The 13,612-nt window shown below is 56.1% G+C and carries 17 protein-coding genes, 1 tRNA gene and 1 pseudogene; 12 read left to right on the forward strand and 7 right to left on the reverse strand.

Translation table 11 applies throughout. The features are described 5' to 3' along the window. Positions 1-68 precede the first annotated feature (68 nt). Positions 69-731 carry a LuxR C-terminal-related transcriptional regulator gene (locus KB892_RS19285; RefSeq protein WP_002892378.1) on the forward strand — a complete coding sequence of 221 codons (663 nt, stop codon included), beginning with the start codon at positions 69-71 and terminating at the stop codon, positions 729-731. Beyond that, on the forward strand, positions 709-1,014 hold the full coding sequence (locus tag KB892_RS19290; protein WP_002892375.1) for a hypothetical protein: 306 nt from the start codon (positions 709-711) through the stop codon (positions 1,012-1,014). Before KB892_RS19285 ends, KB892_RS19290 begins: the two co-directional genes overlap by 23 nt. 52 nt (positions 1,015-1,066) lie before the next feature. On the opposite strand, the gene KB892_RS19295 is transcribed toward KB892_RS19290, so the two are convergent. Continuing rightward, complete coding sequence (locus KB892_RS19295; protein WP_004198770.1) at positions 1,067-2,371, reverse strand: citrate synthase; 1,305 nt, start codon at positions 2,369-2,371, stop codon at positions 1,067-1,069. 45 nt (positions 2,372-2,416) lie between these two features. Next, the gene (locus KB892_RS19300; protein ID WP_004142684.1) at positions 2,417-2,557 is read right to left on the reverse strand and encodes a hypothetical protein; all 141 of its coding nucleotides are present in this window, start codon (positions 2,555-2,557) and stop codon (positions 2,417-2,419) included. Positions 2,558-2,881: 324 nt separating this feature from the next. On the opposite strand from KB892_RS19300, the gene KB892_RS19305 reads away from it, so the two are divergent. Continuing rightward, on the forward strand, positions 2,882-3,052 hold the full coding sequence (locus tag KB892_RS19305; protein WP_002892370.1) for a hypothetical protein: 171 nt from the start codon (positions 2,882-2,884) through the stop codon (positions 3,050-3,052). 78 nt (positions 3,053-3,130) lie between these two features. On the opposite strand, the gene uraH is transcribed toward KB892_RS19305, so the two are convergent. Continuing rightward, positions 3,131-3,532 carry a hydroxyisourate hydrolase gene (gene uraH / locus KB892_RS19310; RefSeq protein ID WP_002892366.1) on the reverse strand — a complete coding sequence of 134 codons (402 nt, stop codon included), beginning with the start codon at positions 3,530-3,532 and terminating at the stop codon, positions 3,131-3,133. 395 nt (positions 3,533-3,927) lie between these two features. Next, on the reverse strand, positions 3,928-4,221 hold the full coding sequence (locus KB892_RS19315; RefSeq protein ID WP_002892360.1) for a hypothetical protein: 294 nt from the start codon (positions 4,219-4,221) through the stop codon (positions 3,928-3,930). A gap of 298 nt (positions 4,222-4,519) precedes the next feature. Here KB892_RS19315 and KB892_RS31225 point away from each other — a divergent pair. Beyond that, positions 4,520-4,664: pseudogene (locus tag KB892_RS31225) on the forward strand (integrase); the annotation flags it as partial. Between the two features lie 19 nt (positions 4,665-4,683). Here the strand turns inward: KB892_RS31225 and KB892_RS19320 are convergent. Next, positions 4,684-4,760: transfer RNA gene (locus tag KB892_RS19320), tRNA-Arg, on the reverse strand. Positions 4,761-5,098: 338 nt separating this feature from the next. Between KB892_RS19320 and folD the strand changes: the two genes are divergently transcribed. Together folD and ybcJ are read left to right on the forward strand one after the other, a co-directional pair. Beyond that, complete coding sequence (gene folD, locus KB892_RS19325) at positions 5,099-5,965, forward strand: bifunctional methylenetetrahydrofolate dehydrogenase/methenyltetrahydrofolate cyclohydrolase FolD (RefSeq protein WP_004143017.1); 867 nt, start codon at positions 5,099-5,101, stop codon at positions 5,963-5,965. Between the two features lies 1 nt (position 5,966). Further along, positions 5,967-6,179 (forward strand): ribosome-associated protein YbcJ, encoded by a 213-nt coding sequence (gene ybcJ, locus KB892_RS19330; RefSeq protein ID WP_004143016.1) that lies wholly within the window; start codon positions 5,967-5,969, stop codon positions 6,177-6,179. A 45-nt stretch (positions 6,180-6,224) separates the two neighbouring features. On the opposite strand, the gene cysS is transcribed toward ybcJ, so the two are convergent. After that, a complete protein-coding gene (cysS, locus tag KB892_RS19335; protein ID WP_004143010.1) occupies positions 6,225-7,610 on the reverse strand; it encodes a cysteine--tRNA ligase in 1,386 nt (461 codons plus the stop codon). A 175-nt stretch (positions 7,611-7,785) separates the two neighbouring features. On the opposite strand from cysS, the gene ppiB reads away from it, so the two are divergent. The 6 genes from ppiB (at position 7,786) to mnmH (ending at position 12,310) form a co-directional block, all read left to right on the forward strand. Beyond that, positions 7,786-8,280, forward strand: coding sequence for a peptidylprolyl isomerase B (gene ppiB / locus KB892_RS19340; RefSeq protein WP_004151319.1), 495 nt, complete (start codon positions 7,786-7,788; stop codon positions 8,278-8,280). 3 nt (positions 8,281-8,283) lie between these two features. Further along, the gene (gene lpxH, locus KB892_RS19345) at positions 8,284-9,006 is read left to right on the forward strand and encodes a UDP-2,3-diacylglucosamine diphosphatase (protein ID WP_004151320.1); all 723 of its coding nucleotides are present in this window, start codon (positions 8,284-8,286) and stop codon (positions 9,004-9,006) included. A gap of 107 nt (positions 9,007-9,113) precedes the next feature. Beyond that, complete coding sequence (locus tag KB892_RS19350) at positions 9,114-9,452, forward strand: hypothetical protein (RefSeq protein WP_004151321.1); 339 nt, start codon at positions 9,114-9,116, stop codon at positions 9,450-9,452. Between the two features lie 96 nt (positions 9,453-9,548). Then, positions 9,549-10,058 (forward strand): 5-(carboxyamino)imidazole ribonucleotide mutase, encoded by a 510-nt coding sequence (gene purE, locus KB892_RS19355; protein ID WP_004151322.1) that lies wholly within the window; start codon positions 9,549-9,551, stop codon positions 10,056-10,058. Beyond that, positions 10,055-11,122 carry a 5-(carboxyamino)imidazole ribonucleotide synthase gene (gene purK, locus KB892_RS19360; protein ID WP_004143002.1) on the forward strand — a complete coding sequence of 356 codons (1,068 nt, stop codon included), beginning with the start codon at positions 10,055-10,057 and terminating at the stop codon, positions 11,120-11,122. Before purE ends, purK begins: the two co-directional genes overlap by 4 nt. A gap of 111 nt (positions 11,123-11,233) precedes the next feature. Continuing rightward, positions 11,234-12,310, forward strand: coding sequence for a tRNA 2-selenouridine(34) synthase MnmH (mnmH, locus tag KB892_RS19365; protein WP_004151323.1), 1,077 nt, complete (start codon positions 11,234-11,236; stop codon positions 12,308-12,310). 107 nt (positions 12,311-12,417) lie between these two features. Here the strand turns inward: mnmH and KB892_RS19370 are convergent, their stop codons facing one another. Beyond that, positions 12,418-13,563 carry a porin gene (locus KB892_RS19370; RefSeq protein WP_004142997.1) on the reverse strand — a complete coding sequence of 382 codons (1,146 nt, stop codon included), beginning with the start codon at positions 13,561-13,563 and terminating at the stop codon, positions 12,418-12,420. Positions 13,564-13,612: the final 49 nt, after the last annotated feature.

Raw genomic sequence — 13,612 nt, forward strand, 5'->3', positions numbered from 1 at the left:
ATTCTCTACAGTAAATTGTCGAATCAGGCAGGACAGCATGCACAGCGTATTTATGCCAGGAGGTCATTATGTTGATCTGCATTGCGGATTCAGAATATTTTAATATTGCCCTGAAAGCGTATATTAATGAACCAAACAGCAAGCCTCTGGATATTAAAGAAATACTCTGTTACCCGTTTAGTGGACAGAGTGAGATGTTCTATACTTTTTTTGCGACCGATGCCGGAGCCCGGCTAAGCACCATCCTTATTGATTACAGCAGCGTCAGCATCGAAGTACTGCAGGTCGCGCTCAGTTTAAAATCGTTTAATCCCCTGATCCGGATCTTTATTTTTGCCAAATCAGGCTACCCGTTGAGCGAGCTCGAACGCAGCCTCGCCATTGTGCTCGGCGCAGAGTTCATCACCAGTTTTGCCGGGCTCAGCGCTGCCCTTGCCCGCGGTCCGCGCTTGACATCGCCCCCCGCCGACAAGCTCTATATCGCCATACCTGACAGCTATAACCTGACCCGTAAGGAAACTTTTTTAATCAGCCTGCTGATGGGGGGAATGCCGTTGTGTCACGTGGCCAGCACCATGCAGCTCACGATCAAACGGGTCTACTACTACCGTTCACGCGTCCTTAGCAAGCTGGCGGTGAAAAATAACGTGGAACTGATGAACAAAGTTCAGGGGATGGTGTTGCGCCACTACCGACAGGAGACAGGCCATGAAATCGTATCTCTACGCTAAAAATCGCCTCATGTTGATTATCCTGAGCTGGCTAAGCGCAGACGAGGCGTTGCCATCTCGTCATGATTTCCAGCAGACTGAAACCATCCTCAGCACCCTGCATATACCGTATGTGCTGAAGCCCGACCTTGATCAACTGAGAGCTACGCTACAGCAATTACTCGCCACGCCCAGGCCGCAGGCCTGTGAGGTAGGCGCTTTTCTCAGCGCCCTGTTGGCGCTGTATACCCGGTTAACCGAATATACCGCCGTCGAGCACTATCTGCTCTCCCGGCATCTCTGAGTAGTAACCCGCCTGGGCAGGAAGACGCCGCGCGCCTCCTGCCTGTAAGGCATTACCTTAGCTCAGCAGACCGCTCGCCGCGTCGGGAGACGTAATCCCGATAGCCCTCGCCAACGTAAATCTGCCGTGGCCGGTAGATGGTCAGCGGCGCCTGGTGCATCTCGTTCCAGTGCGCCACCCACCCGACCGTCCGACCGACCGCGGTGACCACCGCAAACATCGACGAAGGCAGATTCATCGCTTTAAGGATCACCGCGGTATAGAAATCCACGCTTGGCGACAGGCCATTGTCCACAAAATAGGGGTCGGTCAGCGCCACGTCCTCAAGGGCCATCGCCACCTGCAGCAGGCGGTCAGACATGCCTACCTCCGCCAGCACCCGATGGCTGGTTTCACGCAGGATATCGGCGCGCGGGTCACGGTGACGGTAGCGCGAGTTGCCAAAACCCAGCCGGCGAAATGCCTGCGGATCGCGCTTCGCCTGGCGCAGAAACGCCGGAACCTGATCGACGCTTTCAATCTCCTCCAGCATTCGCATGCTCGATTCATTTGCTCCGCCATGCATCGGCCCCCACAGCGACGCCAGCCCGGCGGCGACGCAGGCGAATAAGTTCGCCCCGGAGGAGCCCGCCGCGCGCACCGTAGTGGTCGAGGCGCACTGCCCGTGATCGGCATGCAGCACCAGGATCTGGTTCATCGCCTGCTCGATGACCGGATTCAGAACATATTTCTCCGCCGGGATAGCAAACAGCATCTGCAGGAAATTTCCGGCATAGGAGAGATCGTTGCGCGGATACGCGGCGGGTTGTTCAATGGTGTACTTGTAGCTCATGGCGGCGATAGTGGGCATTTTCGACAGCAGCCGGGTGGCGGCCAGCGCCCGGTGCTGCGGATTTTCCACATCCAGTACATCATGATAGAACGCCGCCAGCGCCCCCACCAGGGCGCACATCAGCGCCATCGGGTGCGAATCGCGACGAAAGCCGCTGCACATGCGGGCTATCTGCTCGTGGACCAGAGTATGGCGGGTGATGGTCTCGCGAAAGGTTTGATAGCTGGCCTCATCCGGCGCGTCACCGTTCAGCATGATGTAGGCCACTTCGAGAAAATCGCACTGGCGAGCCAGCTGATCCACCGGATAGCCGCGGTGCAATAGCACGCTGTTTTCCGTATCGATCCACGAGATCGCCGACTGGCATCCGGCGGTGTTGGCGAAGCCGGGGTCATAGCTGCAGAATCCGGACTGATCTAGCCCGCGCATGTCGACTCCCACCGGCCCCCGCGTTCCCGGCACCTGCGGCAGGGCGAGGGGCGGTTGTTGTCCGGCAAAAGAAAGCGTTAACGGTGTAGTGCTCATCCTGTTATTCCCCCAGCAAGCTTATCAGCGACCCGAAGTCATTCTTCAGGCGGAAAGACCAACATAACCAATGTGATGCAGCTTATTCATTGATGTCATCACTATAACCCTGACAAAGAGGATATTTTGCTGGCCTTCACGGGGAAACAGGCCGTCTTTCCCCAGCCCACCGCCGGATAGCGGCACAAATCGCCAAGGATAAAGGCGATCATCGCTGTCAAAATTTACGTTGAGTAAAGAAAGGATGAAGAGGAGCTACCATGAATTTTGTGCTGTCGATGACCCTTATCTGCATCGCCATCGCCTGGCTGATGATGAGCCTCCTGCCGGTGTAGATGCACCGCTAACCGCCACGCCAGTGGTCTGGATAACCCCTCCTTCAATTGATTTCCGCCGTGGTCTTCGCCTCAGAGGTTTCAAAAGAGCCATATAAGAAGTACTGGTTGCATATCAGGCTGTTGCGTTTTCCCGCCGAGGGGTAGGCTAAAGGCCCACTGTTAAGGAGGTGATATGTCTGGACTGATCAATCCACATGCGGCCCCGGAAGAAGCAGCCTATGCGCTGCTGATTGAGCTCGTTCGCGCCCAGCGCGTGCCGCAATATGAAGGCGAAATTTCCGGCCTGCTGGCGATGTACGACGAAGCCGTTAAACACTTTAAAGAGAAAGAGACCGAGCGTTAGGCATGGACATCGTGGTGCGAGAAAAGCGTGACGCCTGCGGAAGCCGCGCAGGCGTTGGCTGGATAGCGGCTTGGGTCATCAGCTGCCGCGGTAGGTAGAGTATCCGTACTGACTGAGCAGCAGCGGGATATGCAGTTTTTGATTTTGCTTTGTGACATTGAAAATAACCGGAATCACCGGGAAGAACGTATTCATATTTTGGCTTTTAAAATAGTCACCGGTTTTAAACGTCACTTTATACACCCCCGGCTCCATATTCTCCGCCTGCGGATAGAGCGATTTAATCCGCCCATCGGCATCCGTTTTACCGGTGGCGATATGCTGCCAGCTCTCCCCCTGCTGTTTATCCAGCTCAATCTGCACCCCCGGTGAAGGGAGCCCGGTTTGCTGATTAAGAATGTGTACGCTGAGCGTCCCCTCTGGCGCCGCCAGCGCGCTGAAGCTGAGCAGAGAAATTACGGAGGCGATAACTAATTTCATAATCGTGACCTTATTGGGCAAGTGAAAGTGCCCTAACTATAGTCAGCGCGGCGGGGAAAAAAATTAAACTTTTTGTTATCAGTTTGAGTTGATGGGTACTGTCTCCACACACAACACGCTGAACCGGTTTCCTCGTAAGAAGAGGAAGTGTCTTATGAGTAGGTAGCCCCGTGCTCTTAGTAACAGGATACGGTGACACTAAGTCTATCAGGCAGGGGAAATAGATTTGCTGGGTTCAAATATCACAAGGTAAAAAGATATACGCCGTGGCCTCTGCCGCCTCTACCAGAACAGTGCTTACTGCAAATGGGCTGCAGTATTCGAAATAATCATTTAATATTATTTAAACTACTATTCCAGTGTAAGTAATCACCTGGTTCAGATATTGATCGTTATCATTGATTCTCTTGTCGCCACGCCTTAACCATCTCCTTTGTTACCTCTTTCTTGTAGCAAATAGGTGAGTACCCACCAGCTTTGCTCCAGGCACTGCGGCCACCGCACGAGCTGCCGTTCCGGGCGGTATTGAAGGGACAGGCACAAGTACCGGGGTAGGATGCGACAGAATCATCAATAATCCTTTGACTGACCTGATCATCGCTTAAGGAATTCGATTTGGCGATGGAAATATCTGATGCAAAGACGCAAACAACAGCGAATACGGAGATGGCGACGAATTTGATGTTCATTCGGATCTTTCCAGGCAGTGGATGAACATCGAGGGTATGCTTTCAAATAGTGTTCAATATTGATCTATAACAACTGTACTTCACGCCAGCTTAAAATGCGATATTTAACCCAGTCAGACAGAACCTAAAGCTATAATGACTATTAGCCTGTTACCGGCAACATATTTTCACATTCCTGCAGAGCGCTTATTCTGCACTCAGCTATAACCAGCATTAACCATTCTGTTCGATATTACAGAGCAGTAATGCTGTACTCTGACTGGCCATCGTCCGACAGATACTACAAGACATTAGAATCATCGAAATGGTCCGTCGATATGCTCACCTGGCACCTAACCATTTAACTGAGCACGCACGTCAAATTGACTCAATTTTTGCAAATTTTTGCAGAAGATGTCCCAAATATGTCCCACAAGGAAAAATCAGCGACTGGAGGAAGTTGATAAGTGATTGATTATTAAATGGCACGCCCTACAGGATTCGAACCTGTGACCTACGGCTTAGAAGGCCGTTGCTCTATCCAGCTGAGCTAAGGGCGCCCTGAGAAGCGAGTGCTTCGCGGAGTGAAACGCGTGGAATTATACGGTCCACGTCGGTTGAGTCAATCCATTTTGCCAGGAAACTGCGGGCTTATACGACGCTGGCGAAATATCCCCCACCAACTGTACAAGAAGCATACCGCTGGGGCTCATGCGCGCGTAAATCGACTCAGTGGCCAGGCGCAACGCACCAATAACCATGTAATAACCATGGTCATAACAGGCTAAATTAGCCTCAGACAGGATAAAACAGCAAACGAGGACTGACAGCGAGGCCCGCTTCTGACAAAATATCCTCATCCCCCTTTCGTAAAGATACAGATGGAATCCTCTCTCTGATGGCAGCAAAAATTATTGACGGTAAAACGATTGCGCAGCAGGTACGCTCTGAGGTTGCGGAAAAAGTGAAGGCTCGCGTTGCGGCCGGAAAACGCGCCCCTGGGCTGGCCGTGGTGCTGGTCGGCAGCAACCCGGCCTCGCAGATTTATGTCGGCAGCAAGCGCAAAGCATGTGAAGAAGTGGGCTTCGTCTCCCGCTCTTACGATCTCCCGGAAACCACCAGCGAAGCCGAGCTGCTGGAGCTTATCGACACTCTGAATGCCGATAAGACCATCGACGGTATTCTGGTTCAGCTGCCCCTGCCGGCAGGGATCGATAACGTCAAAGTTCTCGAGCGCATCGCGCCGGATAAAGACGTCGACGGCTTCCATCCTTACAACGTTGGCCGCCTGTGCCAGCGCGCGCCGCGCCTGCGTCCGTGCACTCCGCGCGGTATCGTGACCTTGCTGGAACGCTACAATATCGACACCTACGGCCTCAATGCGGTGGTCATTGGCGCCTCCAATATCGTCGGTCGCCCGATGAGTATGGAGCTGCTGCTGGCCGGCTGCACCACCACCGTCACCCACCGCTTTACAAAAAACCTGCGCCATCATGTCGAAAACGCCGACCTGCTGATCGTCGCGGTGGGCAAACCGGGCTTTATTCCTGGCGAGTGGATTAAAGAAGGGGCGATTGTGGTCGATGTCGGCATCAACCGTCTGGAAAGCGGCAAAGTGGTCGGCGACGTGGTGTATGAAGATGCCGCCGAACGCGCGTCCTACATCACCCCGGTTCCCGGCGGCGTTGGCCCGATGACCGTCGCCACCCTGATCCAGAACACGCTGCAGGCGTGCGAAGAGTATCACGACGTTGAGGAGGCCTGAGATGGCGACATTTTCCTTAGGTAAACACCCGCACGTTGAGCTGTGCGATCTGCTGAAGCTGGAAGGCTGGAGCGAAAGCGGCGCCCAGGCGAAGATCGCCATCGCCGACGGGCTGGTAAAAGTCGACGGCGCGGTGGAAACCCGCAAACGCTGCAAAATCGTCGCTGGTCAGACGGTGAGCTTTGAAGGCCAGAGCGTGACCGTCACGGCCTGACAACGAAAATAAAAACGCCCGCTTTTGCGGGCGTTTTTTTATGGCTTACTTCCGGCGCCAGGTGGTGCCCTGCGGGCCATCTTCCAGCACAATGCCCATCTCGTTGAGACGGTCGCGCGCCGCATCCGCCGCCGCCCAGTCTTTCGCTTTGCGCGCGTCCAGACGCTGCTGGATGAGCGATTCGATCTCCGCCACTTCCGCGTCGTCAACCTGCGCGCCGCTCTGCAGGAACGCCTCCGGCTCCTGCTCCAGCAGACCCAGTACCGCAGCAAGCTTACGCAGGTGGGCCGCCATGGCGTTCGCCGCGGCCGCGTCCTCGGTTTTCAGGCGGTTTACTTCACGCGCCATATCGAACAGCACCGAATAGGCTTCCGGGGTGTTGAAGTCGTCGTCCATCGCCTCGATAAAGCGTGCTTCGAAGGCTTCGCCCCCCGCCGCGTCGACGGATTTGTCCGTCCCGCGCAGCGCGGTGTACAGACGCTCCAGCGCCGAACGCGCCTGCTTGAGGTTCTCTTCGCTGTAGTTCAGCTGGCTGCGATAGTGGCCGGACATCAGGAAGTAGCGAATCGTCTCCGCATCGTAATACTTCAGCACGTCGCGGACGGTAAAGAAATTACCCAGCGATTTCGACATCTTCTCGCGGTCAACCATCACCATACCGGAGTGCATCCAGTAGTTGACGTATTCACCGTCGTGGGCGCAGGTGGACTGGGCGATTTCGTTTTCATGGTGCGGGAACATCAGATCCGAACCGCCGCCGTGAATATCGAAGTGGTTGCCAAGCTGCTTGCAGTTCATCGCCGAGCACTCGATATGCCAGCCCGGACGGCCCGCGCCCCACGGCGACGGCCAGCTCGGCTCGCCCTCTTTCGACATTTTCCACAGGACGAAGTCCATCGGGTTACGCTTGACGTCAACCACGTCGACGCGCGCCCCCGCCTGCAGTTGATCGAGATCCTGGCGCGACAGCAGACCGTAGTTCGGGTCCGTCGGCACGTCGAACATCACGTCGCCGTTATCTGCCACGTAAGCATGGCCTTTGGCGATCAGCTGCTCGGTGATCTCAATGATCTCCGCAATATGGTGCGTTGCGCGCGGCTCGCTGTCGGGACGCAGAATATTCAGCGCGTCAAAATCTTTGTGCATTTCGGCAATCATGCGATCGACCAGCGCGACAAAGCTTTCGCCGTTTTCATTAGCGCGCTTAATGATTTTGTCGTCGATATCGGTGATATTGCGCACGTACTTCAGCTTATAGCCGAGAAAACGCAGATAGCGTGCCACGACGTCAAAGGAGACGAAGGTACGTCCATGGCCGATATGACAGAGATCGTAAACGGTAATACCACACACGTACATGCCGACTTCCCCGGCATGGATAGGTTTAAATTCCTCTTTCTGGCGCGTCAGTGTATTAAAAATTTTTAACATCGAAGATTCCGTGTAGACGTGTGTGGGTAATGAAGTCTCTATAATACCCATAATTCAGACCGGACGCAGCACACATTGCAAGGTGCATCGACCCCCGCGGTTATGCTATAACACCCCCCTATATCTCACCCGACACCGGGTGCTGGCACCACACTCATCGGAACAGGATGCAAAAATGGTTACTTTCCACACCAATCATGGCGATATCGTAATCAAAACGTTTGACGACAAAGCGCCGGAAACAGTTAAAAACTTCCTGGACTACTGCCGCGAAGGTTTCTACGACAACACCATTTTCCACCGTGTTATCAACGGCTTCATGATTCAGGGCGGCGGTTTTGAACCTGGCATGAAACAAAAAGCGACCAAATCTCCGATTCAGAACGAAGCGAACAACGGTCTGAAAAACACCCGCGGCACGCTGGCGATGGCCCGTACTCAGGCGCCGCACTCTGCCACCGCGCAGTTCTTCATCAACGTGGTTGACAACGACTTCCTGAACTTCTCCGGCGAAAGCCTGCAGGGTTGGGGCTACTGCGTCTTCGCGGAAGTGGTTGAAGGCATGGACGTGGTAGACAAAATCAAAGCGGTTGCCACCGGCCGCAGCGGCATGCACCAGGATGTGCCGAAAGATGATGTGATCATCAAAAGCGTCACCGTCAGCGAGTAATTCGTGGCGACACTTTTTATTGCAGATTTGCACCTGCAAACAGAAGAACCGGCGATCACCGCCGGTTTTCTGCGTTTTTTACAGGGAGAAGCCCGCCAGGCAGACGCTCTGTATATCCTTGGCGATCTGTTTGAGGCATGGATCGGCGATGACGATCCTAACCCGCTGCACCAACAAATTGCCTCGGCAATCAAAGCCGTCGTCGACGCCGGCGTGCCGTGCTACTTCATCCATGGCAACCGCGATTTTCTCGTCGGCCAGCGCTTTGCCCGCCAGAGCGGGATGATCCTGCTCGCCGAAGAAGAGCGACTGGACCTCTATGGCCGTGAAGTCTTGATCATGCATGGCGACACACTGTGCACCGATGACCAAGGCTATCTGGCGTTTCGCGCCAAAGTCCACACCCCGTGGATCCAGCGTCTGTTCCTGGCCCTGCCGCTGTTTATCCGCCGTCGCATCGCCGCCCGCATGCGCGCCGACAGCAAAGCCGCCAACAGCAGTAAATCAATGGAAATTATGGATGTGAATCCACAGGCGGTAGTTGACGCAATGGAGCGGCATCACGTGCAGTGGCTGATCCACGGCCATACTCATCGCCCGGCGGTCCATGAACTGCAGGCCAACGGCCAACCCGCATGGCGCGTGGTACTTGGCGCCTGGCACAGCGAAGGTTCGATGGTCAAGGTGACGCCGGACGACGTCGAACTAATCCACTTTCCGTTCTAATTCCTGCGCGAGCACAATTCCGAAAGCGCCTTTTGCCCGGGCGAAGGTGCGCGCTTCCCCCCGCCCTGCATGCTAGTCTTCCACAACGTCACTCTCAAGGAACGAGCATGAGCAGGAAAAAGTGGAGTCAGCCGCTGATGTGGGGAATGATCATCGCGATCCTCAATCCGTTAGGGGTAAGTTATATCGCCTTAATCGGCGTCGTTATCGGCAACACGCTGACGTTTGTCTGGTGTGCGATGCTGGCGTGGGCTATCTATTTTTATGCCATTTATTTGCTCTGCACCCGCCCTCACGATAGCCGGCTGGTACAAATCTATTTACTGCTTATGGGCACCCTGATGCTCCCGTGGGGGTTAGTGCTGCTTATCACCTGTATCATGAGGGAGATAAAGGTCAATCAGGCACTCCCGCCATCACCTCCAGGCGAGACAAAAGACGGCTAACCATGCGCACGCAACCGTTTTCCTTGCTGGCAGTTCATGCTATTCTCTGTGGCCTCTAAAGCAGTGTGAAACACACCCACAGGAGTTTTAAGACGCATGTCTTCCCGCAATAATTCGGCGCGTATCGCCATCGTGATGGGGTCCAAAAGCGACTGGGCTACCATGCAATTTACCGCAGAAATCCTTGATGCCCTGAACGTTCCGTACCATGTCGAAGTGGTCTCAGCCCACCGCACGCCCGATAAGCTGTTCAGCTTTGCTGAAAGCGCCGAAAGCCACGGTTATCAGGTGATTATTGCAGGAGCAGGCGGCGCGGCGCATCTGCCGGGCATGATTGCGGCGAAAACCCTGGTGCCGGTGCTCGGCGTACCGGTTCAGAGCGCAGCCTTAAGCGGTGTCGACAGCCTCTACTCCATTGTGCAGATGCCGCGCGGCATTCCGGTCGGTACCCTGGCCATCGGCAAAGCTGGCGCTGCGAACGCCGGCCTGCTCGCCGCGCAGATCCTTGCCCAGCATGATGCAGAACTGCACCAGCGCCTGAGCGCCTGGCGTCAGGCGCAAACCGATGAAGTGCTGGATAATCCGGATCCGCGGGGTGCGGCATGAAACAGGTATGCGTGCTCGGTAACGGCCAGTTAGGCCGTATGCTGCGCCAGGCCGGCGAGCCGCTGGGCATCGCCGTTTGGCCGGTCGGCCTGGAAGCCGACCCGGAAGCGGTGCCGTTCCAGCAGAGCGTCATCACGGCAGAAATTGAACGCTGGCCGGAAACCGCCCTCACCCGCGAGCTGGCCCGCCACCCGGCGTTCGTCAACCGCGATGTCTTCCCGATTATCGCCGACCGCCTGACGCAAAAGCAGCTGTTTGACAAGCTTGGCCTCGCCACCGCCCCGTGGCAGCTGCTGGCGGATAAAAGCGAGTGGCCGGCGGTGTTTGCCCGCCTTGGCGAACTGGCGATCGTTAAGCGTCGCGTTGGCGGTTACGACGGCCGCGGCCAGTGGCGTCTGCGGGAAAACGAAATCGATCAGCTACCGGCCGATAACTACGGCGAGTGCATCGTCGAGCAGGGGATTAACTTCTCCGGCGAGGTATCGCTGGTGGGCGCCCGCGCTCATGACGGTAGCACCGTCTTCTACCCGCTGACCCGTAACCTGCATCAGGACGGTATTCTGCGCGCCAGCGTCGCCTTCCCGCAGGCCAATGCCCGCCAGCAGGAACAAGCGGAAAGCATGCTGACGGCGATCATGAACGAGCTGAACTACGTCGGCGTGATGGCGATGGAGTGCTTCGTTACCGCCGAGGGGCTGCTGATTAACGAGCTGGCGCCGCGGGTGCACAACAGCGGCCACTGGACGCAGAACGGGGCGTCTATCAGCCAGTTCGAGCTGCATCTGCGGGCGATTACCGGCCTGCCGCTGCCGCCGCCGGTGGTCAACAGCCCGTCGGTGATGATCAACCTGATCGGCACCGATCTTAACTACGACTGGCTGAAGCTGCCGCTGGTGCACCTGCACTGGTATGACAAAGAGGTGCGCCCGGGTCGTAAAGTCGGCCACCTGAACCTCACCGACAGCGATACCGATCGCCTGAGCGCGACGCTGGAAGCGATCAAGCCGCTGCTGCCGCCGGAGTACACCAGCGGCCTGTTCTGGGCGCAATCGCAGCTCAGCTAAGCCCTTCGTGCCGGGGATTTGATCTATCCCCTTCCCCGGCACACCTTGAGGCGCGTACAATCCCCCCCTTGCTGTAAAGCTCATTTCTGTTTTGACTTCAGAGGATACCCCATGACCAATGGGACGGATTATCGCGCCATTCTTGCCAGCGATACGCCACTGATTGACGTACGCGCCCCGGTGGAGTTTAGCCAAAGCGCGATGCCGGCGGCGATCAACCTGCCGCTGATGAATGATGAAGAACGCGCCGCGGTCGGCACCTGCTACAAGCGTCAGGGGCCGGAAGCGGCGCTGGCGCTCGGCCATAAACTGGTCCAGGGTGACCTGCGCGCCAGCCGTACTCAGGCGTGGCTGGAAGCGTGCGCCCGTTACCCGCACGGTTACCTGTGCTGCGCCCGCGGCGGCCAGCGCTCGCATATCGTCCAGCAGTGGCTGAAAGAAGCTGGCGTGGATTACCCCCTGATCGTCGGCGGCTATAAAGCGCTACGCCAGGCGGCGATCCAGGCCACCGACGAACTGGTGCAGCGCCCGATCGTGCTGATTGGCGGCTGCACCGGCAACGGCAAAACTCAACTGGTCTGCTCGCGCCCGGACGGTATCGACCTGGAAGGGCTTGCTCATCACCGCGGTTCTTCATTCGGTCGAACCCTGCAGGATCAGCATCCGCAGGCCACCTTTGAAAACCACCTGGCGGTCAGCCTGCTTAAAAAAGCCGAACAGCAGACCCGCTGGGTGCTGGAAGATGAAGGCCATATGATCGGCGCCAATCATCTACCGGAGAGCCTGCGCCTCCGCATGGCGCAGTCGCCGCTGGCGGTGGTGGAAGATCCGTTTGACGTTCGCCTCGAACGGCTGCGCGAAGAGTATTTCGATCGCATGTATCGCGACTTTATCGCCGCGTATGGCGAAGAGAAAGGCTGGCAGGCATACGGCGAGTATCTGCATCACGGCCTGTTTGCCATCCGCCGTCGCCTGGGGCTGCAGCGTTTTGCTCAGCTCACTGAACGGCTCGATGAGGCGCTGGTGCAGCAGCAGCGCACCGCCAGCACCGAGGCGCACTTTGCCTGGCTGGTACCGCTGCTGGAAGAGTACTACGACCCGATGTATCGCTATCAGTTGGGGAAAAAAGCCGGGAAAATTCTCTTTCGCGGCAGCTGGCAGGAGGTCGCAGCCTGGCTGGCGAAGTAATCGCATGCTCTATTGTCCCGGCTTGCGGCGTAAACGCCTTAGCCGGGCTACCGGTCGGCGCGATTTGTAGCCACGGTAAGCGCGCGCGACCGGGGAGTTGTGACCGCTTAGAAGTCGTAGCGTAGACGGACCAGGTTCATATCGCCAAGGTTGTCGGTGCTGGAGGTAAACACGTGTTCGTAGTCAACGCGGAAACCGTAATCCAGCTGGAAGCTAATCCCCAGACCGTTATCGATACGCTGATAGTTGCGGCCGTTCACATATTCCAGACGGTCGCCCATAAAGTACGGCTGAATAGATTTAACAGCGTATTGATTGATCGGGAATTTATAGCCCGCAAAATATTCAATCCCCCAGGCGTCACCGGCAAAGTAATTATGCACATCGGTTTTCTTGGTGGTGAGGAAGTTCTGATACCAGCCGCCGCCGAAGGAGAAGGTCCAGTTATCCGGGGTCCAGCTCAGCGCGGTACCGACGATATTCTGGTCATAGGTTTTGCTGTCGGCGCTTGACGGGTCGCGCATTTCCGCGCGGGTGTAGTTCCACGCGGTACCCCAGGTCAGATCCTTCATGATGTGGTAGTCCGCGCCAACAGAACCACCGCCTTTACGCTTGTAGCGCAGGCCGTTACCCGGCAGGTATTCGCTGTCTTCGAACAGATAAGAGCCGTAAAGATCGACATCACCTACAGTTTTCTTATATTTCAGCATATTACGTGAACGATAGGAGCCATCGTAATCGCCATTAATACCGTTCCCCGGGGCCTGACCGATCATATCGTAGTCCCAGATATCGGTTTTCACCCCCACCACATCATAGTAAATGCTGTTCTGCTGCCCGTAGGTTAACGTACCCCAGGTATCGCTTTTCAGGCCGGTATACAGCATGCGGCGGGTGGTATTGTTCGCGCCTTCCGCGTAGTGGTTATCCCAGTCAAACAGCGCCGGAATGTTCACGCCCAGCTCATAGTAGCTGATCCAGCTAATATCATCGAACAGGTAGTAATCCGCCGCGAAGCGGAAGCGGGTGCCGCCGTCAAAACCGTTACGCTTATAGGAGCCTTTGTCGCCATCGCCGGTCATCATGTTGAACTGCGGCCGGATACTGCCGCCGACGGTAAAGTTAAGCCGGCTTAACGGATCGCCCGCCTGCGGATCTTGTTTCAGCAGCGTAATCTCCGCGTGGGAAGGCAATGACGTTAACGCTAATGCTGCGCCGATCGAGATCGCCAGCGCTTTTATTGTGTGTGCCATAGTTTTTCCTTGATTAATAAGCCACCTTATATTTTCCAGTTGAATATTA

Source organism: Klebsiella sp. P1927 (assembly GCF_018204675.1).
GTDB lineage: Bacteria > Pseudomonadota > Gammaproteobacteria > Enterobacterales > Enterobacteriaceae > Klebsiella > Klebsiella pneumoniae.